Source organism: Marinobacter sp. MBR-105, assembly GCF_053628895.1.
In genome coordinates, this window is record NZ_JBRJHG010000003.1 from 13,116 (window position 1) to 36,765 (window position 23,650).

Consider the following 23,650-nt stretch of genomic DNA (forward strand, 5'->3'; position numbering starts at 1 on the left):
TCACCAGCTCAGGGTGTTCGGGTCCTGGCGTTCTGAGTTGCGGTGCTCACCGCTGATCACGCCATCCGAAAGGGTGATCACTCTGTCCGCCATGTTCGCGATTGAAGCATTGTGGGTGATGATCACCGTGGTGGTGCCGGTTTCCCGGTTGGCCCGTTCCAATGCCGCGAGGACCAGAATACCGGTGGCCGAGTCCAGGGCTCCGGTAGGCTCATCGCACAGCAGCACCCGGGGTCGCTTGGATATGGCTCTGGCAATGGCCACTCTTTGTTGCTCGCCGCCGGAAAGCTGAGCCGGGAAATGGTCCAGGCGACTGGCCAGGCCCACCATGTCCAGGGCTTCTTCCGGCGCCATGGGGTCACGGGCAATCTCGGTCACGGCGATGACGTTTTCGCGGGCGGTCAGGCTGGGGATGAGGTTGTAAAACTGAAACACGAACCCGACATAATCCCGGCGATAGCGGGTAAGCTCCCGGTCTGAGGCGCCGGCCAGACCGATGTCCTGATAACGAACTTCGCCGGTAGTGGGCACATCCAGTCCGCCCAGAATGTTCAGAAGCGTGGATTTGCCTGAGCCTGAGGCGCCAAGCATCACTACCAGCTCCCCCGGATAAAGGCTGATATCGACCCCCCGCAGGGCATGCACTTCCACATCGCCCTGACGGTAGGTTTTGGTCAGGCCTTTCGTTTGAAAGACAGGAGCGGTCCGGTCGGCGTGACACGCCATGGCAGGTTCCATTGCAGTCCAGTTGATCCAGAGCCGAGTATAGCCCAATACCGATGACCGGTTATTGATCCCGCGCAGACGTATTCCACGTGCGTACCCGTGCCGGATTCGGTTACAGTCATGCCACTAACCCTGTAAAGCCAATGGGAGAAAACGGAATGAGTGACCCAACTTACACACCTCCGAAAGTCTGGAAATGGGATCCGAACAACGGCGGCAAGTTCTCTAACATCAACCGCCCCATCGCCGGCCCTACCCATGAAAAAGAGCTGCCAGTGGGGGAGCATCCGTTCCAGCTTTATTCCCTGGCAACGCCCAACGGTGTGAAAGCAACGGTCATGCTTGAGGAGCTGCTGGAAAAAGGCATCAAGGAGGCGGAATATGATGCCTGGCTGATTCGAATCACCGAAGGGGATCAGTTCAGCAGCGGGTTCGTGAAGGTGAATCCCAACTCCAAGATCCCTGCCATGCTGGATCGCAGTGTGGACCCGGCCATCCGGGTTTTTGAATCTGGTTCCATTCTGTTCTATCTGGCAGAGAAGTTTGATGCGTTTCTGCCCAAAGACCCGGCCAAGCGCACTGAAACCATGAACTGGTTGTTCTGGCAGATGGGCAGTGCGCCCTTCCTGGGGGGCGGCTTCGGGCACTTCTATGCCTACGCGCCAGAAAAGTACGAGTACCCCATCAACCGCTACACTATGGAAGTGAAGCGTCAGTTGGATGTGCTGGATCGCCAGCTGGCGGATAACCAGTATATTGCCGGTGATGAATACACCATCGCCGATATGGCCATCTGGCCCTGGTACGGAGCCCTGGTGAAGAACATGGTGTACGAGGCGGCCGAGTTCCTGGAAGCCCACACCTACACCAACGTGGTTCGCTGGACCGACGAGGTGGCCAAACGCCCGGCGGTGAAGCGTGGCCGGATGGTGAACAAGGCCTGGGGTGATCTGGCCTCTCAGCTGCACGAGCGGCATCACGCCAGCGATTTTGACCTGCGCACCCAGGACAAACTGGAAGGCAATGCTTAAGCCATAAGGAGGACGGATGGCTCTGCCCGACGCACTGACCGAAGCACAGATCTACCATCGGTGCCCGCTGGACAAACTGGATTTCGAAACCACGGAAAGCCTGGAAGATCTGGCTCTGCCCTTCGGTCAGGATCGGGCACTGCGTGCCCTGGAATTCGGGGCCAGCATGAAGGCCCAGGGTTTTAACCTGTTCGTGTTGGGGCCCTCAGGGGCGGGCAAGCATGAACTGGTGCGGCGGGTATTGGCCAGTCACGCCGCAGAAAAGCCGGTGCCTTCGGACTGGTGTCATGTGTTCAATTTTCAGCAGTCGGACAAACCCGGGGCCATCGAGCTGCCGCCGGGGGAAGGTCGCATATTCAAGGCCGATATGAGCGAACTGGCCAACGAACTGAAGACCACCATACCGGCCACCTTTGAAAGCGAGGAATACCAGGCCCGTATTCAGGAATTGCAGGAAGAGGTTACCCGGCGCCAGCAGCAAGGCCTGTCTGAGATTCAGGAAGAGGCAAACGCCAACAATATAGCCATGCTCACCACCCCGGCCGGTTTTACCTTCGCCCCCATGCGCAACGGCGAGGTGATTGAGCCTGAGGAATACAAGACCTTCTCCGATGAGGAAAAGGAGTTGGTGGAATCCAAGGTGGAAGACCTCCAGAAAAAGCTCCAGCAGGCCATCCAGCAGGTGCCCCGGCTGCGCAAGGAAGTCCGGGAGCGGGTCCATGCCCTGAATGAGGAAATGGTTCAGCTTACCCTGGGCGGCCCCATGGGGGAGCTGCGCGAGAAGTGGGGGCACGTGCCGGCCGTGGTCGCGCACCTGGACGCGGTTCGAGAGGATGTGGTGGAGCATGCCGAGGCCTTTCAGGATACCGAAAACGGCGCACCGGCAGGGTTGTTGAACCGTTACCGGGTGAATCTGCTGGTGGATAATGCCGAGACCCGTGGGGCCCCCGTCATCTATGAAGATCTTCCCAACCACCAGCACCTGGCGGGCCAGATCGAACACCGGGCCCACCAGGGTAACCTGTACACGGATTTCACCTTGATTCGGGCCGGGTCTCTGCACCGGGCCAACGGTGGCTACCTGATCCTCGACGCCCGGCGGGTACTGTCGCAGCCTATGGCCTGGGAAAGCCTCAAACGCATACTCTTTTCCGGCGAGATCCGCATCGAATCCCTGGAGCGCCTGTATGGCCTCGCCACCACGGTAAGCCAACAACCGGAGCCGATTCCGCTTTCGGTAAAGGTGGTGCTGCTTGGCGACCGGATGTTGTATTACCTGCTGTCCCACTACGATCCGGACTTTCTGGACCTGTTCAAGGTGGAAGCGGATTTTGAGGACGACATGGAGCGGGATGAGGCCAGCTACTTACTCTACGCCCGGATGATTGCCACTATGGCCCGGTCGGCTGGCGTAAGAACCCTGGACAGGGAGGCGGTTGCGAGGTTGATTGAACACGCGAGCCGTCTGGCCAGCGATCAGAACAAGCTGACGGCCCACGATCGTGTACTGAAAGATCTGCTCACCGAGTCGGACCACTGGGCTGGTGTGGCCAACAGCCCGCAGGTGTGCGCCAGCCATGTTCAGCAGGCCATTGACGAGCGGGACTACCGGGCGAGCCGGGTCCGTGAGCGCAGTCTGGAGCAGATTCGCCGGGGTGTGGTGATGATTGCCACTCAGGGCGAGCAGGTGGGGCAGGTGAATGGTCTGTCGGTACTGCAGCTAGGCGCCACCCGCTTTGGTCAGCCCACTCGCATTACCGCCACGGCGCGCCCTGGCAAGGGCCAGGTGGTGGATATCGAGCGGGAAGCCAAGCTTGGTGGGCCGATCCACAGCAAGGCGGTGATGATTCTGTCCCGGTTCCTGGCCAATCGTTATGCGCCGATGAATGAGCTTTCACTGTCGGCCAGTCTGGCCTTTGAACAATCCTACGGTGGCGTGGAAGGGGATTCTGCCTCGGTGGCGGAAACCTGTGTGTTGTTGTCCGCCATCGCCGGCGTTCCTCTCAAGCAGTCCCTGGCGGTTACCGGCTCCATGAACCAGCATGGTGAGGTGCAGGCGGTGGGTGGCGTCAACGAAAAGATTGAAGGCTTCTTCAATGTCTGTCGGCAGGACGGAGGCGTGAATAGCCAGGGAGCCTTGTTGCCGGCCAGCAATGTGGAGCATCTGATGCTGAATGAATCGGTGCGGGAAGCGGTGCAGGACGGAAGGTTCTCCATTTATCCCGTTACCCATATCGACCAGGCCATTGAGTTGTTGACGGGCCTGGAACCGGGGCAACCGGATGCTGATGGCGTGTTCCCTGAGGGCAGCTTTAACCGTCGCGTGGCAGACAGGCTGGCCGCGTTTGCCGAGGTTGGCAAAAGCAAGGACAAAGACACGGGTCAGGATAATGGCAATGGCGGACACAACGGTCAGTCATAAAACTCCGGAGCCAGCCCCCGCCGTAGCCCGGCGGATATTGGTGTTGCTGGATGGTTCCAGGCGGAGTCTGGCAGCCCTGGAGGCTGCGGCAGACATTGCACGTGCGCAGCAAGCCGAAGTTCTGGGTATCTTTGTGGAGGAAGTAAGCCTGCTGCGTAGCGCCGGTTACGGTTTTGCCCGGGAAGTGGGCCGGAGTTCCGGCGTGGCGAGGCCCATGGATGTCGACGCTCTGGAAGTCCGTATGCAGGCAACTGCAGAGAAGCTTCGCCGTACTCTCGAGCGAACCCTGGCGCCCTGGGGTGTGGCCCAGGCACTGAGATTATGCCGGGGTGAAGTGGTAGAGCAGGTATTGGGGCTGGTACAGCCTGATGATTTGTTGGTGCTCGGCGGGGCTGGCTGGTCCGGTATCTCATCTTTCAAGCTGGGCTCAACCGCGCGGGGCCTGTTGCGGCAGGCGCCGGGAGATGTGCTGTTGTTGCCGGAATCGCGCTCATTACCACCGGGCAGGGTGGTGGTGTTGCTGAACCACGATCAGGGCGCGAATCATCGGGCTGTGCGGGTAGGCGTGGAGCTGGCCAGGCGTGGGCAGCGGGCGCTGACGGTTCTGGTGCGCTCAGACGCCGCTGATGATCCCGAATTGCTTGAGGAGCTTGCAGCCATGCTTGAAGCCGGGGGCATTGCTGCCCGGGTCAGGCGTTTGCCCAAAGCCGGTGCTGCTGCCATGGCGAGGGCCGTGCGGGAGGAGGGAGCAGCACAGCTGGTGATCAGCCGTCAGTGCAGCCTGTTTGAACAGCAAGGCGCGGAGTCCCTGCTTTGCCAACTGAATCTACCGGTCACCATCACGCCCTGAGCAAACCGCTGTTGTGCCGGCAGTTGTTCAGGCGGTCTCCCGGCTGCGAGCTTCCTCCAGCACCTCGGTTATTTCCCCGGCTGACAGGGTTTCCCTTTTCATGACGGCTCTGGCAAGGGCATCCAGTTCCTGCCGGTGTTCGGTCAGGAAGCTCACGGTAAAGGCTTCAAAGGCCAGTAATTGCGACTGGATTTCCGAGTCGATCATTTCCGCGAGTTTTTCGCTGTACTCCCGGGGCGCGCCCATTTCCCGGCCAAGGAACACATGTTCTTCGCCGATGCCCAGGCCCAGCGGGCCGATCTTTTCGCTCATGCCCCACTGGCCGACCATTCGTCTCAATAGTTTGGTGGCTTCTTTCAGGTCATTCTGGGCGCCGGTGCTGACCTCTCCGTAGATGATCTTTTCGGCAGAACGCCCGCCCAGCATCACCTTGATGCGGTCCTCCAGGTAACTTTCGGTGTAATTGTATTTGTCTTCTTTCGGGGTCTGTTCGGTCACTCCCATGGCCATGCCGTGGGGAATAATGGTGATCTTGGTGAGAGGATCTGCCTTGGGCATGTAATAGGCCATAATGGCATGCCCGCATTCGTGGTAGGCCACGGCTTCACGCTCTTCCGGTGTTAACTGGGCGTCCCTTTCCTCACCCAGAATCAGGCGATCGTGGGCCACTTCAAAACAGTGGTTGTTTACCTCAACGAGGTTGTCTCGGGCGGCTGTAAGGGCCGCTTCGTTCACCAGGTTTTTCAGGTCGGCGCCGGAGAAGCCGGTCGTGCGCGCGGCCACCTGCGTCAGGTCCACATCCGCAGCCAGCGGCACCTTGCGCACATGTACCTTCAGAATAGCTTCCCGGGCCTCCCGGTGAGGGCGGTCCAGGGTGATTTTCCGGTCAAACCGGCCCGGGCGCAGCAGAGCGGTGTCCAATACATCCGGGCGGTTGGTGGCGGCCAGCACAAGAACGTTCTCATGGGCCTCGAAACCGTCCATTTCCGTGAGGATCTGGTTCAGGGTCTGTTCGCGCTCGTCGTGGCCGCCCCCCAGGCCAGCTCCCCGTGAGCGTCCGACGGCGTCCAGCTCATCGATAAAGATCAGTGCCGGGGCTTCCTTGCGAGCCGTCTGGAACATGTCCCGAACCCGTGCCGCGCCAACGCCCACGAACATTTCGATAAACTCCGAGGCGCTGATGCTGAAGAAGGGGACTTCCGCCTCGCCGGCAATGGCCCGCGCCAACAGAGTCTTGCCGGTGCCCGGCGGGCCAACCAGGAGAACCCCTTTAGGCATCACGGCGCCCAGGCGACGATACTTATCCGGCGACTTCAGGAAGTCGATAATTTCCGAAATGTCCCGTTTTGCGGACTCAATGCCCGCTACATCGTCCAGTGTCGTTGTGGAGGTTTCCCTGCGGGCGCGGCGGGCCCTGGACTTGCCATAGTCAAAGGGGCCGCCGCCCTGAGTCATGCGTTTCTGGGCGGCACCCCAGAACCAGAACATCAGCGCCAATAACAGGATCCAGGGCAGGAAGCCCAGGATCAGCTCCTGCCACCAGGGGCGGCCGGAGCGGGAGCCCCGAACCAGGACTTCCTGTTTTTCCAGTAGTGGTAGCAGCTCCGGGTCTTCCACCTGTGGCCTGAGCGTTATGAAACTGCTCGACGGTGGACGGCTGTCGTTGGAAAACCGGCTGGCACCGGAATCCGTAAAGCGTCCGCTGATGTCTTCGGTGCGCAGGGTAACTTCGGCAACCTGGCCGCTTATGACGGCCTGTTTGAACTCGGAATAGGCCAGTTCCTGTTGTTGCTGCTGGTTGTTCCCCTGTAGCCACAGGAACATCAGGAAAATGGCTGCGCTCAACCACAGAAACGAGTACTGGTTGGGTATCGCAGGTTGCGGCTGCGGTGTCTGGTCCTGCTTTCCGGGTTCGTTGCTGGGTGTCATTTCGGCCTCCGGTCACCCTCCATGATTTTTGCTACAAACACCGATTTGCCGTAGGTCTCGAAAGACCATTTCATGGTGTCTGAGAGCACCTTCATCACTTCGTCATACTCGCCGAAGATCTCGGTACTCATGCGACCAGGGTGGACCTCAAGGCTGGTCTGTTCCAGGCGTGCAATCAGATCCCAGATCGGTTGTTTGTAGTCGTCCTTGAGCGGATAGCAGCTCAGTTGTACGGAAAGATACATCAGTTACCTCCTGTCCGGGATGCGCCCGGTCAATATTGAATGGCTCAGAATCCCATGGCAGACGAAGTGCTGCGCCGGGGATCGGCTCCGCCGTAAAGCGTGCCGTCTTCGCCAATCAGGATGCTCTGGATGGCACCCATGGCCGAGCCGGTGTTGATGGTGTGCCCTCGAGCCCGGAGCAGATCCAGAGTGTCCGGGCTGATACCCTGTTCCACCCGAATCTCGTCCGGTAACCACTGGTGGTGGATGCGCGGCGCACTGACGGCTGTCTGTATGTTCATATTATGGTCGATCACATTCATGATCACCTGCAAGGTGGTGGTGATGATCCGGGAGCCGCCGGGGCTGCCGGTTACCAGGAAATTGCGGTCGTCCTTTCGTACGATGGTCGGCGACATGGAGCTGAGCATGCGTTTACCTGGCTCCACCTTGTTGGCTTCGCCGCCGATCAGGCCATAAGCATTGGGAACCCCCGGCTTGGCGCTGAAATCGTCCATCTCGTTATTGAGCAGAAAGCCGGCACCGGCCACGGTAATGCCCGAGCCATAGCTGAAATTGATGGTGTAGGTGTTTGATACCGCGTTGCCCCAGCGGTCCACCACCGAGAAGTGTGTGGTTTCCGGGCTTTCCCGGGGCCCAGGTTTTCCAGGCGCGATCTCGCTGGCGGGCCGGGCCTTGTCTGCCTTGATGGATGTGCGAAGTTGGTCGGCGTAGCCCTTGCTGGTCAGCCCTTCCAGCGGCACAGCTACGAAGTCTGTATCACCCAGGTATTCCGAGCGATCTGCGTATGCCAGTTTCATTGCCTCGGCCATGTGGTGGATAGTGTTTGCGGAGTTGTGCCCCCATTCGCCGATGGGGTAGTCCTCCAGAATGTTGAGGATCTGCACGATGTGAGTGCCGCCAGAGGAGGGCGGCGACATGGAGTAGATATCAAATCCCCGATAGGTGCCGTGGACCGGCTGGCGAACGGCGGGTTCGTAGTTGCGCAGGTCTTCCAGAGTAATCAGACCCTCGCCCCGTCGCATTTCCGCCACAATCAACTGTGCGGTTTCACCTTCGTAGAAGCCTTTTACGCCCTGCTCGGCAATGCGCTGGAGGGTGTCGGCCAGTTCCGGCTGGCGAAACACTTCGCCAGGTTGTGGGGCCGATCCATCTTTTTTATAGAAGGTAGTGCGGGTGGCTGGCCAGCGTTCAAGGCGGTCCCGGGCCTGCTCCAGGCCTGCGGTGAATCGGTGGGGCACCACAAAGCCCTCCCGGGCCAGTCGAATCGCCGGGGCCAGGGCCTGGCTCAGGCTCAGGGTGCCGTGCCGCTCCAGCGCCAGTGCCAGCCCGGCTACGGTGCCGGGTACCCCGGCGGCCTTATGGCTGAACCGGCTGCGCTCGCTCACGACATTGCCGTCCTGATCCTGAAACATGGTTTCGGTGGCTGCAGCCGGTGCGGTTTCGCGATAATCAATGGCTTCCGGGGCATCGCCGTTACCGGGCGAGTAGACCAGAAAGCCGCCACCGCCAATATTGCCGGAACGGGGTTGGGTGACGGCCAGGGCGAAGCCGGCGGTAACAGCGGCATCAATGGCGTTGCCCCCGTCTTTCAATACCTTCAGGGCAACCTCTGTGGCCAGGGTGTGGCTGGTGGCAACCATACCCTGGGAGCCCTGTACCGGATGGAAGCGCTCCCCTTCCAGAATGGCCTGTTCGTTGGCGTTTGTGCTACTGGCAAGCAGGAAAAGCATCAGCGCGGCTGTCGCTCTCCAGAGCCGCCTGTGGCTGATTTTCGAAGCGGGGCTGTAGATCACTCTGTCCATGGTCGGATTCCTCGTTTCTGGCTGTCAGATAGGCTATCATAGCCGGTCATTTTTACCGGTGCGTACCGACCATCGCCGTGAATGTCCGGTTTGTGGTTTCCTGTCGCGCCCGCTTTCCCCGGATTCAAGTTAAGGAAAGGCTTCATGGAGCATACCTATCGTCTTGTTATTTCCTGCCCGGACAGGGTCGGGATTGTTGCCAAGGTGAGTAATTTTCTGTCCACCTATAACGGCTGGATTACCGAGGCGAGCCACCACTCCGATACCCAGGCCGGCTGGTTTTTCATGCGGCATGAAATCAAGGCCGAATCGATACCGTTCGGGCTGGACCAGTTCCGTGCCGCCTTTGAGCCGATTGCCCGCGAGTTCAACATGAATTGGCACATTGCTGATTCCGCGCGCCCCAAGCGGGTTATCCTGATGTGCAGCAAGGAATCACACTGCCTGGCCGATCTGTTGCACCGTTGGCACAGCAAAGAGCTCAACTGCGAGATCGTTGCGGTGATTTCCAACCACGATGATCTGCGCCGTATGGTGGAGTGGCACGAGATTCCTTACCACCATGTGCCGGTGAGCAAAGAGAACAAGGCTGAGGCCTTCGCCCATATCGACGAGCTGTTCCAGCAATACGAAACCGACGTGGTGGTGCTGGCCCGTTACATGCAGATTCTGCCTGCCGAGCTGTGCGGAAAGTACTCCGGCAAGGTGATCAATATTCACCACAGCTTCCTGCCATCTTTCGCCGGTGCCCGTCCCTACCATCAGGCCTATAGCCGGGGTGTGAAGCTGATTGGTGCCACCTGCCACTATGTCACCGAGGATCTGGACGAGGGTCCGATCATCGAGCAGGACGTCATCCGGATCAGTCACAGCGACTCCATCGAAGACATGGTTCGCCTGGGCAAGGATGTGGAAAAGAACGTGCTGGCCCGGGGCCTGCGGTCCCACATTGAAGACCGAGTGATTACCTACGAAAACAAGACCGTGGTGTTTGATTAAGGCTTTACCACAGTTGCCCCTGGCGGGGGTGGTCTGTGGTATGCTTGGCGGCTTGTTGAAGAATAAAGACGGGGCCCGGAAAAGGCCCCGGAACGACTTCCAGATAACGCAAAGGAACCTTTCTCGATGGGTGAGTTAGCCAAAGAGATCCTGCCGGTCAATATTGAAGACGAGTTGAAACAGTCCTACCTCGATTACGCCATGAGCGTTATCGTTGGCCGGGCATTACCCGATGTCCGGGACGGCCTGAAGCCGGTACACCGCCGGGTGCTGTTCGCCATGTCCGAGTTGGGTAACGACTGGAACAAGGCCTACAAGAAGTCTGCCCGTGTGGTGGGTGACGTTATCGGTAAATATCACCCCCACGGTGACTCTGCGGTATACGACACCATCGTTCGAATGGCTCAGCCATTCTCCCTGCGCTACCCTCTGGTAGACGGCCAGGGTAACTTCGGTTCCATCGACGGCGACAATGCCGCCGCCATGCGTTACACCGAAATCCGCATGGAGAAGATCGCCCATTCGCTGCTGGCGGATCTCGACAAGGAAACCGTCGATTACGTAGACAACTACGACGGCACCGAACGTATTCCGGAAGTTCTGCCGACCCGTGTGCCCAATTTGCTGGTAAACGGTTCCTCCGGTATTGCCGTGGGTATGGCCACCAATATTCCGCCCCACAACCTGACGGAAGTGGTGAACGGCTGCCTGGCACTGATCGATAACCCGGATCTCACGGTCGATGAGCTGATGGAATTCATCCCGGGCCCGGACTTCCCCACCCAGGGCATCATCAATGGCCGTGCCGGTATCGTGGAAGCATACCGCACAGGACGTGGCCGCATTTATATCCGTGCCCGCCACGAGATTGAGCAGGACAAGAAGACCGGCCGCGAATCCATCATCATCACCGAGCTGCCTTACCAGCTGAACAAGGCCCGTCTGATCGAGAAGATCGCGGAACTGGTGAAGGAAAAGCGCCTGGAAGGTATCTCTGAGCTGCGTGATGAATCGAACAAGGAAGGTATCCGGGTTGTGATCGAATTGCGTCGGGGCGAGAACCCGGATGTGATCATCAACAATCTGTTCGCCCAGACTCAGCTGGAAACCGTGTTCGGTATCAACATGGTGGCGCTGATCAACGGCGAGCCCAAGACCCTGAACCTGAAAGAAATGCTCGATGCGTTTGTGCGCCATCGTCGGGAAGTGGTCACCCGCCGCACTATTTATGAGCTGCGCAAGGCTCGTGAGCGGGGCCATATTCTGGAAGGTCTCACCGTTGCCCTGGCCAACATTGATGAAATCATCGAGTTGATCAAACAGTCGCCCTCTGCTGCAGAAGCGAAAGAAAAGCTGATGGACAAGGGCTGGGCACCTGGCGACGTACTCGCCATGCTGGAGCGTGCCGGCGAGGATGCTTGTCGTCCGGACGACCTGCCCGAGATCTATGGCCTGCGAGACGGCCTGTACCACTTGTCGCCGGAGCAGGCCCAGGCGATTCTGGATCTGCGACTGCACCGCCTGACCGGTCTGGAAACCGAAAAGCTCCAGAACGAGTACAAGGAAATCCTGGAGAAGATTGCCGATCTGCTGGATATCCTGGGCGACCCCGAGCGTCTGATGCAGGTGATTCGTGACGAACTGGCAGAAATTGTCAGCCAGTATGGCGATGAGCGCCGTACCGAGATCACCAGCTCCCGTCGCGACCTGACCATCGCAGACCTGATCGACGAAGAAGATCTGGTGGTGACTATTTCCCACAGTGGCTATGCCAAGACCCAGGCCGTTGAGGATTACCAGGCCCAGCGCCGTGGTGGCCGGGGTAAAGCGGCAACGTCGATGAAGGACGAAGACTTTATCGAGAAGCTGCTGGTTGCGAATTCCCACGACACCATTCTGTGCTTCTCCAACAAGGGTAAGGTGTACTGGCTGCGGGTGTTCGAGATTCCCCGCGGCAGCCGTGGCTCCCGTGGTCGCCCCATGGTCAACATCCTGCCGCTGGACGAAGGAGAGCGCATTACTACCTTCCTGCCGGTACGTGATTACCCGGAAGACCAGTTTGTGCTGATGGCCACCTCGGCCGGTGTGGTCAAGAAGACACCGCTGCCGAACTTCTCGCGCCCACGCAGCAGTGGCCTGATTGCCTTGAATCTCGATGAGGGTGACACCCTGATTGGTGCCGCCATTACCGATGGTTCTGCCGAAGTGATGCTGTTCTCCAGTGCCGGTAAAGCGGTGCGCTTCCAGGAAGAGCAGGTTCGCCCGATGAGCAGGACGGCTCGTGGTGTCCGCGGTATCAAGATGCCGGAAGGCCACCATGTCGTGTCCCTGATCATTCCGCAGGAAGGCGGTGTGATTCTGACGGCCAGTGAGCATGGTTATGGCAAGCGCACGGCCATTGATGAATTCCCGGCCTACAGCCGTGGCAGCCAGGGCGTTATCGCCATGCAGTGCTCCGAGCGAAACGGTAATCTGGTGACTGCGCTGCAACTGTTTGATGGCGACCAGATGATGCTGATCTCCGACAAGGGCACACTGGTGCGTACCCGCACTGATGAGGTGTCGGTACTGAGCCGGAATACCCAGGGCGTGCGTCTGATCCGTCTGGCCCAGGAAGATGAGCGCCTGGTGGGTGTGGAGCGGATTGCAGAATCCGATGATGAAGAAGAAGTGGAAGGCGAGGAAACCGAAGAATGAGCAGGGCGTTCAATTTCTGTGCTGGTCCGGCCACCTTGCCGGAAGCTGTGCTGAAGCAGGCCCAGAGCGAAATGCTCGATTGGCGCGGCACCGGCATGTCGGTGATGGAGATGAGTCATCGCAGCGATGAGTTTGTTGCCATTGCAGAAGCGGCTGAGAAGGATCTCCGTGAATTGGCCGGTATTTCAGATGATTACGCCGTACTCTTCATGCAGGGTGGAGCTTCCAGTCAGTTCTCGACCATTCCGCTGAATCTGCTTGGTGACAAGGCCTCGGCTGATTATGTGAATACCGGCATCTGGTCGAAAAAGGCCATTGCCGAAGCCAAGCGCTACGGTAATGTGAATGTGGTTGCGAGCTCTGAAGACAGCGGGTTTACCACCATTCCGGATCAGTCCGCCTGGAACACCAGCGCCGATGCCGCTTACCTGCATTACACGCCGAACGAAACCATCGGTGGTCTGGAATACGATTTTATTCCGGACAGTGGCAATGTGCCGCTGGTGGCGGATATGTCTTCCACCATGCTGTCCCGGCCGCTGGATATCAGCAAATTCGGTCTGATCTATGCCGGCGCCCAGAAGAACATCGGCCCCTCGGGCCTGGTGGTGGTAATTATCCGTAAGGATCTCCTGGGTAAGGCCCGGAAAGAGACGCCGACCATGATGAACTATCAGGTCATCTCCGATAACGGCTCCATGTACAACACCCCGGCGACCTATTCCTGGTACCTGTCCGGGCTGGTGTTCAAGTGGCTGAAAGAGCAGGGCGGTGTTCAAGCCATGGGCGAGATGAACGCCCGGAAAGCAAAGAAGCTGTATGGTTTCATTGATGGCAACGATTTCTACGCCAACCCCATTGAACCACGCTTCCGCTCCTGGATGAACGTACCGTTCACTCTGGCCGATGATGCGCTTAATGCTGAATTTCTGAAAGGCGCTGAAGTCCGGCATCTGCTCAACCTGCAGGGCCACCGTTCGGTCGGTGGTATGCGTGCCAGCATCTACAACGCCATGCCGGAAGAAGGTGTCGACGCACTGATCGACTACATGGCGGAATTTGCGAAGGAGCGGGGCTGATCATGACGGATGAGAAGACCCGCCTGGGGGAATTAAGGGAGGAGATCGACGCCCTCGATCAGCAGATCATGGAGCTGATCAGTGCCCGGGCGAAATGTGCGCAGGAAGTGGCCCATGTCAAATTGGCGGCCAATCCCGGTGAGGATGTATTCTTTTACCGGCCTGAGCGCGAAGCTCAGGTGTTGCGCCGGATCAAGGAAAAGAATCCGGGGCCTTTGCCCGCTGAAGAGATGGCGCGGCTGTTCCGTGAGATCATGTCGGCTTGCCTGGCGCTGGAAAAGCCCATGCATATTGCCTTCCTGGGCCCGGTAGGCACCTTCACCCAGGCGGCGGCGCTCAAACACTTCGGCCACTCTGTCGTCAGCGTGCCGCTGCCTGCGATTGATGCGGTATTCCGCGAGGTAGAATCCGGTGCGGCGCATTACGGTGTGGTGCCGGTTGAGAATTCCACTGAGGGTATGATCAATCACACCCTCGATATGTTCATGTCTTCGCCGTTGAAAATCTGCGGTGAGGTGCAGCTTCGCATTCATCATCATCTGCTGGTATCGCCGAAGCACAAGGATGAGGAAATTACCCGCATCTATTCCCATCAACAGTCGTTCGCCCAGTGCCGGCAGTGGCTGGATACACATCGCTACGGTATTGAGCGTATTACCGTTTCCAGCAATGCCGAGGCGGCGCGCCGTGCGGCTGAAGAGCCGGGTGCGGCGGCGATTGCCGGAGATATGGCGGCGGAGCTGTACGGACTGGAAAAGCTGGCTAACAGCATTGAGGATCGCCCGGACAATACCACCCGCTTCCTGATCATTGGGCGGGAGGAGGTGCCGGCCAGTGGCCAGGACAAGTCCTCGATTCTGGTCTCCATGCGCAACAAGCCGGGCGCTTTGTACCAGCTGCTTGAGCCGTTCCATCGTCACGGCATCAGTCTGACACGGATTGAAACGCGGCCTTCGCCCAGTGGCACCTGGGCTTATGTTTTCTACATTGATTTCGAAGGTCACATGCAGGATGACAGGATCAGCAAGGTACTGGCTGAAATTGATGAAGAAGCCGTGGAGCTGAAGCGCCTGGGGTCCTATCCCATCGGCGTACTTTGATTTCGAATGTCGATCCTGAGGAGAGTTCAATGTCAGTGGATTACCAGAGTCTTGCGGTAAAAGGTGTTCAGGCTCTGTCTCCGTACCAGCCCGGAAAGCCGATTGAAGAGCTGGCCCGGGAGCTGGGATTGAATCCGTCGGAGATCATCAAGCTGGCCAGCAATGAGAACCCGCTTGGGCCGAGTGAGAAAGCGTTATCGGCCGCCCGAAATGCCCTCGACGAAATGTGCCTGTACCCGGACGGCAATGGCTTTGATCTGAAGCAGGCTCTGGCCCGTCGCTTTGGCGTGGAAATGAGCCAGATCACCCTCGGGAATGGTTCCAACGATGTGCTGGAAGTCATTGCCCGGTGTTTCGCCGACTCTGATAGCGAAGTGGTGTTTTCCCAGTATGCCTTCGCAGTATACCCGCTGGTAACCCAGGCGATTGGCGCCCGAGGTGTGGCGGTGCCTGCAAAGGACTGGGGGCATGATCTGGATGCCATGGCCGATGCGGTGAGCGAGCGCACCAAGCTGGTGTTTGTTGCTAATCCGAATAATCCCACCGGTACCGTGCACACCGCCGATGCGATTGAAGCGTTTCTGGATCGTATCCCTGAACAGGTTCTGGTTGTGCTGGATGAAGCCTACTGCGAATACCTTGTTGGTGACGAGTACCCGGATGGTATTCGGCTGCTGGAAAAATACCCGAACCTGATTGTCTGCCGCACCTTTTCCAAGGCGTGGGGGCTTGCAGCCCTGCGAGTGGGCTACAGCATCAGTTCTCCGGCCATTGCTGACATCCTGAACCGGGTTCGCCAGCCATTCAATGTCGATACCGTTGCCCTGGCGGCGGCCACAGCTGTTCTTGAGGATGAAGCCTATCTGCAGAAATCCCGGGAGGTGAACGAAGCCGGCCTGCAACAACTGGCGGAAGGCTTCGATCGCATGGGGCTATCCTACATCCCTTCGGCGGGCAACTTCATTACCGTGGAAGTGGGTGAGCCAGCTGCCGGTATCTATCAGGCCTTGTTGGCCCATGGCGTGATTGTTCGGCCCGTCGCTGGTTATGGTATGCCCCGGCATCTGCGTGTATCGGTCGGCCTTCCGCAAGAAAATGAACGTTTTCTCGATGCGCTGGCTGAGGCGTTGGCGTCAGCAGGGCTGGGGGCGTGAAGTGACAGTACCGAGTGCGCCTTTTCGTCGGGTTGCGGTTATCGGCCTGGGGCTGATAGGCGGTTCTCTGGCCAGCGCCATACGCACGCAACGGCTTGCGGGAACGGTGACCGGTTTTGATACCCGCCAGGATGAACTGGCTCTCGGCGTTGAACTGGGTGTAATTGACGAGGCTGCGGATTCCATTGAGCAGGCCGTAAAGGGCAGTGATCTGGTGGTGTTGGCCGTTCCGGTGCGAGCCACCCGTGCGGTGCTGGAACAAATTCGGCCCGTCATCGAAGAGAGCGCCATTCTCTCTGATGTGGGCAGTACCAAGTCCAGTTTTGTTGCCGATGTGGAGGCGGTATTCGGAGAGTTGCCGTCCTGGGTAATACCCGGCCATCCCATCGCCGGTTCCGAAAAGAGCGGCATCCGTGCGGCCCGGCCCGATCTCTTTGCCAATCACAAGGTAATCCTGACGCCGGCGCAAAATGCCGACCAGGACGGCCTGAATCGTTTGCGGACCGTCTGGGAAGGTGCCGGTGCGACCGTGCTTACCATGTCGGTGGGGTATCACGATGAGGTGCTCGCGGCCACCAGCCATTTACCCCACCTGATCGCTTTTTCGCTGGTAGACACTCTGGCGGGCGAAGATGAGAATATGGATATCTTCCGCTATGCCGCAGGTGGGTTCCGTGATTTTACCCGGATTGCCGCAAGTGATCCGGTGATGTGGCACGACATTTTTCTCTCCAACCGGGATGCCGTACTCCGGGTAATAGACCATTTTACCGAAGATCTGGATCAACTCCGCGCTGCCATTGCCTGCGGCGATGGTGCCACGTTGCTCAGGGTTTTCAGCCGTGCCAAGGCGGCGCGGGAACATTTTTCCAAAATGCTTTCAGGACAGGCGTACGTGACTAACAACAGCGATAAACAGGTGACTTTCCAAATGCAGCCGGGCGGCACCGTGATAGGTGACATCCGGGTTCCGGGCGACAAATCCATGTCTCACCGTTCCATCATGCTCGGTGCCCTGGCTGAGGGGACAACCGAAGTGAAGGGCTTTCTGGAGGGGGAGGACAGTCTTGCCACCCTGCAGGCGTTCCGGGATATGGGCGTTACTATCGAAGGTCCGGATGACGGCTTTGTGCGCATTCACGGCGTCGGTATGAAAGGCCTCCAGGCGCCCCGTGGCCCGTTGTATCTGGGCAACTCGGGTACGGCCATGCGCCTGTTTGCCGGATTGCTGGCCGCTCAGCCCTTCGATTCTGAGCTCACGGGCGATGTCAGTTTGTCAAAGCGGCCTATGGGGCGCGTGGCAGATCCGCTGCGTGCCATGGGAGCGGTCATCGACACCGGTGAAGGTGGTCGGCCGCCGTTGAAGATTCGAGGTGGACATGCGCTCACGGGCATTCATTACGAAATGCCGGTAGCCAGTGCCCAGGTGAAATCCTGTCTGCTGCTGGCGGGACTCTACGCTGAGGGTGTTACCTCGGTGACCGAGCCGGCGCCAACCCGGGATCATACCGAGCGCATGCTGGAAGGCTTCGGCTACCACGTTCATCGGGACGGAGCGACTGCCAGTGTCACCGGTGGAGGCAAGCTGTCTGCCTGTGCCATTGATGTGCCGGCTGATATTTCCTCGGCCGCGTTTTTCCTGGTGGCGGCCAGTATTGCCGAAGGTTCCGACCTGACGCTTCGCCATGTCGGCATGAACCCCACCCGTGTGGGCGTAATCAATATCCTGAAACAGATGGGCGCCAGCATTGAGGTGCTCAATGAGAAGGTCATTGGTGGAGAGCCGGTAGCTGATCTCAGGGTGCGGTCAGCCGATCTGAAAGGCATCGACATTCCCGAGGAGCAGGTGCCACTGGCCATTGACGAGTTCCCGGTCCTGTTTATCGCCGCTGCCTGCGCGGACGGGCGCACTGTTTTGCGCGGCGCCGAGGAGCTTCGGGTGAAAGAGAGTGACCGGATTCAGGTAATGGCGGATGGTCTTAAGGCTCTGGGCGTGGAAACCATCGTGACCCCGGACGGCATCATTATAGATGGAGGCCAGGAAATAGGCGGCGGTACCGTGGAAAGTCATGGTGATCATCGCATTTCCATGTCGTTTGCGGTGGCATCATTGCGCGCAACCGGACCTATCCGGATCAACGATTGCGCCAACGTGGCCACATCGTTCCCGGGTTTTGTTGATCTGGCATTGCAGACAGGTATTCGAATTAACGCAGAAGGTAGTGATTGATGAGTGATAGCAAGGCACCGGTAATTACGGTTGACGGCCCTGGCGGTTCTGGCAAGGGTACCGTTACCCAGATGTTGGCCCGCAAACTGGGCTGGCATCTGCTCGACAGTGGTGCCTTGTATCGGCTGACGGCCCTGGCAGCTGCCCGCCAGGGGGTTGCGCTGGACGACGAGCCGGCACTGGTTCGGGTTGCCGCAGGGCTCGATGTTGCGTTCATGCCGACGCCTCCGGGTGAGCCCGCGAAGGTTCTGTTGGCCGGGGAAGACGTTACCTCCGAGATCCGCACCGAGACCTGTGGTGATAACGCGTCAAAAGTCGCCGTCATGCAACCGGTGCGCGATGCCTTGTTGCAGCGCCAGCGCGATTTCAGGGTGGCGCCCGGGCTGGTGGCCGATGGCCGCGATATGGGTACGGTGGTCTTTCCGGATGCACCGGTCAAAATCTTCCTGACCGCCAGTGCCGAGGAGCGGGCCCGCAGGCGCTACAATCAGTTGAAGGAAGCAGGTGTCGATGTTAACATTGACGCCCTTTTAGAGGAGATACGGGTTCGTGATGAGCGGGATATGAACCGTTCGGCGGCCCCCCTCAAGCCTGCGGATGATGCGCAAGTCATTGATTCTACGGGTTTGAGTATCGAAGAGGTGTTAGACAGGTGTATGGCCGCAGCAGGTCAGGCCTGACTACACCTTTTTGTCGTTGAAATGCCGGAACAGCGTACTCTGCCAGCCGCTGGCTGATTCCGGACATCGTTAACAGACCGTGTTGCTGGTGACACGGAGCACACTTGCGTTGATCATATAGGGCACATAATGAGCGAGAGCTTTGCGGATCTTTTTGAAGAAAGTCTAAAAGAAATTGACATGCAACCGGGTTCCATCGTCCAGGGAACCGTAGTTGACGTCGACAACGACTGGGTCACCGTTAACGCCGGACTGAAGTCCGAGGGCGTTATCCCCGCCTCCCAGTTCCTGAACGAAAAAGGCGAGTTGGAAGTAGCTGTCGGCGATGTTGTCGATGTGGCTCTCGATGCAGTTGAAGACGGTTTCGGTGAAACCCGTCTGTCCCGTGAAAAGGCCAAGCGCGCTGAAGCGTGGAAGGTTCTCGAGAAGTCCTTCGAAGCTGAGGAAGTGGTCAAGGGTATTATCAATGGCAAGGTCAAAGGTGGTTTCACTGTTGATCTGGCCGGCATCCGTGCCTTCCTGCCGGGTTCCCTGGTAGACGTTCGTCCGGTTCGCGACACTGCGCACCTGGAGAACAAAGAGCTTGAATTCAAGGTTATCAAGCTGGACCAGAAGCGTAACAACGTGGTTGTTTCCCGCCGCGCCGTTCTGGAAGCTGAAAACAGCGAGCAGCGTGAAGCTCTGCTGGAAACCCTGACCGAAGGTCTGGAAATCAAGGGTATCGTCAAGAACCTGACCGACTACGGTGCATTCGTAGACCTGGGTGGTGTTGACGGCCTGCTGCACATCACTGATATGGCCTGGAAGCGCATCAAGCATCCGAGCGAAATCGTGAATGTGGGCGACGAAATCAATGTTAAAGTCCTGAAGTTTGACCGTGAGCGCAACCGTGTGTCTCTGGGTCTGAAGCAGCTGGGCGAAGATCCCTGGGTCGACATCAAAGGTCGTTACCCGGAAGGTTCCAAGGTTACTGCTCGCGTAACCAACCTGACCGACTACGGCTGCTTTGCCGAGCTGGAAGAGGGTGTTGAAGGTCTGGTCCACGTATCCGAAATGGATTGGACCAACAAGAACATCCATCCGTCCAAGGTTGTTCAGGTAGGTGACGAAGTAGAAGTGATGATCCTGGATATTGACGAAGAGCGTCGTCGTATCTCTCTGGGCATCAAGCAGTGCGTTGCCAACCCGTGGGAAGATTTCTCCAGCAACTTCAACAAGGGCGACCGTATCTCCGGCAAGATCAAGTCCATCACGGACTTCGGTATCTTCATCGGCCTGGACGGTGGCATCGATGGTCTGGTTCACCTGTCTGACATCAGCTGGAACGAGACTGGCGAAGAAGCCGTTCGCGAATACAAGAAGGGCGACGAAGTTGAAACCGTTATCCTGTCTGTTGATCCAGAGCGTGAGCGCATCTCCCTGGGCATCAAACAGCTGGAAAGCGATCCGTTTGCCGAGTTCGTTCAGCTGAACGACAAGGGCTCCATCGTTAAGGGCACCGTATCTGCGGTTGACGCCAAAGGCGCCACCATTGCCCTGAACGAAGAAGTTGAAGCGGTACTGAAAGCCTCTGAAATCAGCCGTGACCGCGTAGAAGACGCGCGTAACGTTCTGAAGGAAGGCGAAGAAGTTGAAGCGAAGATCATCAGCATCGATCGCAAAAACCGCGTGATCAACCTGTCTGTCAAGTCCAAAGACGTTGAGGACGACAAGCAGGCCCTGGAAAACGTACGCAGTAAGGCTGCAGAATCCTCAGGTGCCACCACTATCGGTGACCTGATCAAGGAGCAGATGCAGCAGCAGAACGCTAACAAGGACTAAGTTTCCGGTTGGTGTCAAAAAAACGGGCTCTAAGAGCCCGTTTTTTTTGTGTTTTTTTCTGGTTTGGCTAAACTAGAGGCATTGGGACCCGGTAATTTGCTGCGGAATAATAACGACAGAGGGAAAAGCCTCATGACGAAGTCCGAACTGGTTGAACTGATCGCTTCGAAGCAGACTCAGCTCTCCGTAAAGGATGTTGAGCTCGCGGTGAAAAGCATCATCGAGCATATGTCTCAGTCCCTTGCCGACGGCCAGCGAATTGAGATCCGTGGATTTGGCAGTTTTTCCCTGCATCATCGGGCTGCCCGCACCGGACGTAACCCGAAAACCGGAGACGCCGTGCAACTGCCAGCCAAGTTTGTGCCGCACTTCAAGCCCGGCAAAGAGCTGCGAGAGCAGGTCAACGACAGCATGAAAAAAGGTTTCTGAGGCCCCGAGAAGGCAATTAACACACGAAACCTCACATACCGGGCATCTGACCCGTTGGGAGCGCTTAAGACATGGCAGGACTGCGGAAGATCCTAATTAACTTGCTGGTTCTGGTTCTGATTCTTCTGGCGCTGGTGTTTTCCCTGAATAATCAGATGGCGGTCTCGCTCAACTTCCTGTTGTTCGAAACCCAGCCCCATGGCGTTGCTGTCTGGATCATCATGGCGTTTGTGATTGGTGCACTGGTTGGGGTGCTTGTGACTACCATGGCTACCGTCCGGACGTCTGTATCGCGCCGTCATCTGCAGAAGCGTCTTGAGCGGACAGAGCACGCACTCGAAAAATCCAGGGCACAAAACGACCGGGCACTTTGATGGACATGCTGTTTCAGTGGCTGCTTCTGACGGCGGCCGTTGCCGCTGGCTGGGCTGTAGGTCGATACGGAAACCGCTCTGGCCGCGCCTCCCGAGCCATTATGGACGAGGATTCCGTTCGGGACCGTCTGCAGTTTCTCTTTACCAACTACTCTGATCAGGCTGTCGAGAACTTCGTTCAATCCCTTGCCGTCAACAAAGACACCGTCAGCTTGCATCTCTCCATTGGCAGCCATTTCCGGAATAAGGGAGAGACAGACCGCGCCATTCTGATTCACCAGAATCTTCTTGCCAGGCCTGAGCTCCCGGCCCGTTATTCGCCCCAGGTTACCCAGGAACTGGCAATGGACTATCTGAATGCCGGATTGCTCGACCGGGCCGAAGCATTGTTTCACCAGTTGATGGGCGACCGCGAGTACGGGCGCCGCTCAGCCATTGCGTTGATTGAGCTCTATCAGCAGGAGAGAGAGTGGGAGAAGGCGGCCCAGGTGGCAAAAACCCTCACTCGTGGTGATGCGGATCCTGCTACCTTCAAAGCGCTGGCCTACATTACCTGCGAATTGTCTGATGGCGCCCTGAGCCGTAACGACGACCGCTGGACAGCGCAGAAGCTGGCGAAAGAAGCGCTGGATTACGACCGCTCCTGTGTGCGGGCAACCCTGCTGCTGATGAAGCTCCAGATTCGGCAGGGCAATTTTCGGGAGGCGGCAAACCAGTCCCTGAAAATTTTCGACCAGAATCCGGAGTTCGGTCCGGAAGCGATAGACCGATTGATGAAGCTGGAGCGTGAGCATGGTGATGTTTCACGCCTTTATAAAAAGCTTCGTAAGCTCTATGAGCAGTATCCCAGTACCAGCCTGCTGCTGGCCCTGGTGGAGTCAGTTGAGCGTTCCTCCGGCCGGCCGGCGGCCATTGATCTACTGCGCATGGAGCTCGAGACCAGGCCCTCCGTGCGAGGGCTTTTGCGGTTGGTGGAGATGGCGGGCTATGAAAAAGGCATGACCACCGATGAGGGGCGCCTTGTCAGCAGAATAGGGCACCTGATTCTCGCAAACCGCCCGGTCTACCGTTGCGTAAGCTGCGGATTCTCCGGCCAACAGTTACACTGGCTGTGCCCAAGCTGCAAACAGTGGGAAACCGTGCGTCCCATTCAGGGCGTAGAGGCGGAATAACCTCGCTTTGACCCATCCCGATTACCTTTCTACCCAGGAACCTGAACGTGCAAAACCTGAACGACCCGAAAATCATCGTCGCGCTCGACTTTCCTTCCCAGAATCCCGCCTTGGCCCTGGCTGATCAGCTTGATCCGGCAAAATGCCGCCTGAAAGTGGGCAAGGAGCTGTTTACGCGCTCAGGCCCGGATCTGGTAAAAGCGCTCCAGAGTCGCGGGTTTGATATTTTCCTGGATCTGAAATTTCACGATATCCCTAATACCACCTCGGCCGCGGTGGTCGCAGCTGCGGAACTGGGCGTGTGGATGGTGAATGTGCATGCCTCAGGCGGCGAGAAGATGATGGTGGCCTGCCGTGAACGCCTGGAAGCGTTCGGCAATGACCGCCCGCTCCTGATTGCGGTCACTGTATTGACCAGCATGTCTGACGAGGACCTTGCTGGTATCGGTATTACCGGTTCGGCAGAAGCCCATGTTTCCCGTCTGGCAACCCTGACCAAAAACAGCGGCCTGGACGGCGTGGTTTGCTCGGCTCAGGAAGCCCCGCGTCTGAAAGCGGAGCAGGGTAGTGACTTCCAGTTGATCACACCGGGAATCCGGCCGCTGACCGCAGACAAAGGCGACCAGCAACGCATTATGACCCCGGTTGATGCTCTCAAGGCGGGTTCCGACTACCTCGTCATTGGCCGGCCCATCACCCAGGCGCCTGACCCTCTGGCTGCTTTAGAGGCCATTCACGCTGAGGTCGCGGCGGTCTAGCTTTGTCCCGGTTACGGGTCCTGTCCCTAGCCTTCCGGGTTAGCGGGTAGGGCACGGACGGGTGTCGCTCCCGAAAACCGCTACAAGCACATCCATGTGCGCTTCTCTCCGGCCATCCATGGCCTCCGACATTTTCGGGAGCGACACCC

Annotated in this window: 19 protein-coding genes; 15 read left to right on the forward strand and 4 right to left on the reverse strand. The window is 58.2% G+C overall.

Annotation, left to right across the window (positions count from 1 at the left end):
• A complete protein-coding gene (locus ACSSVV_RS04735; protein ID WP_454105656.1) occupies nucleotides 1-726 on the reverse strand; it encodes an ABC transporter ATP-binding protein in 726 nt (241 codons plus the stop codon).
• Nucleotides 727-884: 158 nt separating this feature from the next.
• Here ACSSVV_RS04735 and yghU point away from each other — a divergent pair, with 158 nt between their 5' ends.
• The 3 genes from yghU to ACSSVV_RS04750 are packed head-to-tail and all read left to right on the forward strand — an operon-like array spanning nucleotide 885 to nucleotide 5,029.
• Complete coding sequence (gene yghU, locus ACSSVV_RS04740) at nucleotides 885-1,757, forward strand: glutathione-dependent disulfide-bond oxidoreductase (RefSeq protein ID WP_454105657.1); 873 nt, start codon at nucleotides 885-887, stop codon at nucleotides 1,755-1,757.
• Between the two features lie 16 nt (nucleotides 1,758-1,773).
• Nucleotides 1,774-4,179 carry a Lon protease family protein gene (locus ACSSVV_RS04745; protein ID WP_454105658.1) on the forward strand — a complete coding sequence of 802 codons (2,406 nt, stop codon included), beginning with the start codon at nucleotides 1,774-1,776 and terminating at the stop codon, nucleotides 4,177-4,179.
• The gene (locus ACSSVV_RS04750) at nucleotides 4,154-5,029 is read left to right on the forward strand and encodes a universal stress protein (RefSeq protein WP_454105659.1); all 876 of its coding nucleotides are present in this window, start codon (nucleotides 4,154-4,156) and stop codon (nucleotides 5,027-5,029) included. The genes ACSSVV_RS04745 and ACSSVV_RS04750 overlap by 26 nt, the downstream gene beginning before the upstream one ends.
• Nucleotides 5,030-5,056: 27 nt before the next feature.
• Here ACSSVV_RS04750 and ftsH read toward each other — a convergent pair whose 3' ends face one another.
• The 3 genes from ftsH to ggt are packed head-to-tail and all read right to left on the reverse strand — an operon-like array spanning nucleotide 5,057 to nucleotide 9,008.
• Nucleotides 5,057-6,958 (reverse strand): ATP-dependent zinc metalloprotease FtsH, encoded by a 1,902-nt coding sequence (ftsH, locus tag ACSSVV_RS04755; RefSeq protein ID WP_454105660.1) that lies wholly within the window; start codon nucleotides 6,956-6,958, stop codon nucleotides 5,057-5,059.
• Nucleotides 6,955-7,203, reverse strand: a complete 249-nt coding sequence (locus ACSSVV_RS04760; RefSeq protein WP_011784528.1) for a YkoF family thiamine/hydroxymethylpyrimidine-binding protein — start codon at nucleotides 7,201-7,203, stop codon at nucleotides 6,955-6,957. Before ACSSVV_RS04760 ends, ftsH begins: the two co-directional genes overlap by 4 nt.
• A gap of 44 nt (nucleotides 7,204-7,247) precedes the next feature.
• On the reverse strand, nucleotides 7,248-9,008 hold the full coding sequence (ggt, locus tag ACSSVV_RS04765) for a gamma-glutamyltransferase (protein ID WP_454105661.1): 1,761 nt from the start codon (nucleotides 9,006-9,008) through the stop codon (nucleotides 7,248-7,250).
• 144 nt (nucleotides 9,009-9,152) lie between these two features.
• Here ggt and purU point away from each other — a divergent pair, with 144 nt between their 5' ends.
• The 12 genes from purU to pyrF all read left to right on the forward strand — a co-directional run bounded on the left by purU (nucleotide 9,153) and on the right by pyrF (nucleotide 23,501).
• Nucleotides 9,153-10,007: a formyltetrahydrofolate deformylase gene (purU, locus tag ACSSVV_RS04770; RefSeq protein WP_153741059.1), complete on the forward strand. Its 855-nt coding sequence runs from the start codon at nucleotides 9,153-9,155 to the stop codon at nucleotides 10,005-10,007.
• Nucleotides 10,008-10,133: 126 nt separating this feature from the next.
• Nucleotides 10,134-12,704: a DNA gyrase subunit A gene (gene gyrA, locus ACSSVV_RS04775; RefSeq protein ID WP_022992563.1), complete on the forward strand. Its 2,571-nt coding sequence runs from the start codon at nucleotides 10,134-10,136 to the stop codon at nucleotides 12,702-12,704.
• Nucleotides 12,701-13,783 (forward strand): 3-phosphoserine/phosphohydroxythreonine transaminase, encoded by a 1,083-nt coding sequence (gene serC / locus ACSSVV_RS04780; RefSeq protein ID WP_454105662.1) that lies wholly within the window; start codon nucleotides 12,701-12,703, stop codon nucleotides 13,781-13,783. Before gyrA ends, serC begins: the two co-directional genes overlap by 4 nt.
• Before the next feature lie 2 nt (nucleotides 13,784-13,785).
• Nucleotides 13,786-14,883: a prephenate dehydratase gene (gene pheA / locus ACSSVV_RS04785; protein WP_023008143.1), complete on the forward strand. Its 1,098-nt coding sequence runs from the start codon at nucleotides 13,786-13,788 to the stop codon at nucleotides 14,881-14,883.
• A gap of 29 nt (nucleotides 14,884-14,912) precedes the next feature.
• Entirely contained in the window at nucleotides 14,913-16,037 is a 1,125-nt protein-coding gene (gene hisC / locus ACSSVV_RS04790; protein ID WP_454105663.1) for a histidinol-phosphate transaminase, read from the forward strand.
• A gap of 1 nt (nucleotide 16,038) precedes the next feature.
• Nucleotides 16,039-18,267 carry a bifunctional prephenate dehydrogenase/3-phosphoshikimate 1-carboxyvinyltransferase gene (locus ACSSVV_RS04795; RefSeq protein ID WP_454105664.1) on the forward strand — a complete coding sequence of 743 codons (2,229 nt, stop codon included), beginning with the start codon at nucleotides 16,039-16,041 and terminating at the stop codon, nucleotides 18,265-18,267.
• On the forward strand, nucleotides 18,267-18,947 hold the full coding sequence (gene cmk / locus ACSSVV_RS04800) for a (d)CMP kinase (RefSeq protein WP_023011099.1): 681 nt from the start codon (nucleotides 18,267-18,269) through the stop codon (nucleotides 18,945-18,947). The genes ACSSVV_RS04795 and cmk overlap by 1 nt, the downstream gene beginning before the upstream one ends.
• A gap of 129 nt (nucleotides 18,948-19,076) precedes the next feature.
• Nucleotides 19,077-20,768 (forward strand): 30S ribosomal protein S1, encoded by a 1,692-nt coding sequence (gene rpsA / locus ACSSVV_RS04805; protein WP_011784537.1) that lies wholly within the window; start codon nucleotides 19,077-19,079, stop codon nucleotides 20,766-20,768.
• Nucleotides 20,769-20,900: 132 nt separating this feature from the next.
• The gene (locus tag ACSSVV_RS04810; RefSeq protein WP_011784538.1) at nucleotides 20,901-21,197 is read left to right on the forward strand and encodes an integration host factor subunit beta; all 297 of its coding nucleotides are present in this window, start codon (nucleotides 20,901-20,903) and stop codon (nucleotides 21,195-21,197) included.
• Nucleotides 21,198-21,268: 71 nt separating this feature from the next.
• Nucleotides 21,269-21,571, forward strand: a complete 303-nt coding sequence (locus ACSSVV_RS04815) for a LapA family protein (protein WP_454105665.1) — start codon at nucleotides 21,269-21,271, stop codon at nucleotides 21,569-21,571.
• Nucleotides 21,571-22,743 (forward strand): lipopolysaccharide assembly protein LapB, encoded by a 1,173-nt coding sequence (lapB, locus tag ACSSVV_RS04820; protein WP_014421819.1) that lies wholly within the window; start codon nucleotides 21,571-21,573, stop codon nucleotides 22,741-22,743. The genes ACSSVV_RS04815 and lapB overlap by 1 nt, the downstream gene beginning before the upstream one ends.
• A gap of 47 nt (nucleotides 22,744-22,790) precedes the next feature.
• Nucleotides 22,791-23,501: an orotidine-5'-phosphate decarboxylase gene (gene pyrF, locus ACSSVV_RS04825; RefSeq protein WP_023011097.1), complete on the forward strand. Its 711-nt coding sequence runs from the start codon at nucleotides 22,791-22,793 to the stop codon at nucleotides 23,499-23,501.
• The last annotated feature ends 149 nt before the right edge of the window (nucleotides 23,502-23,650 follow it).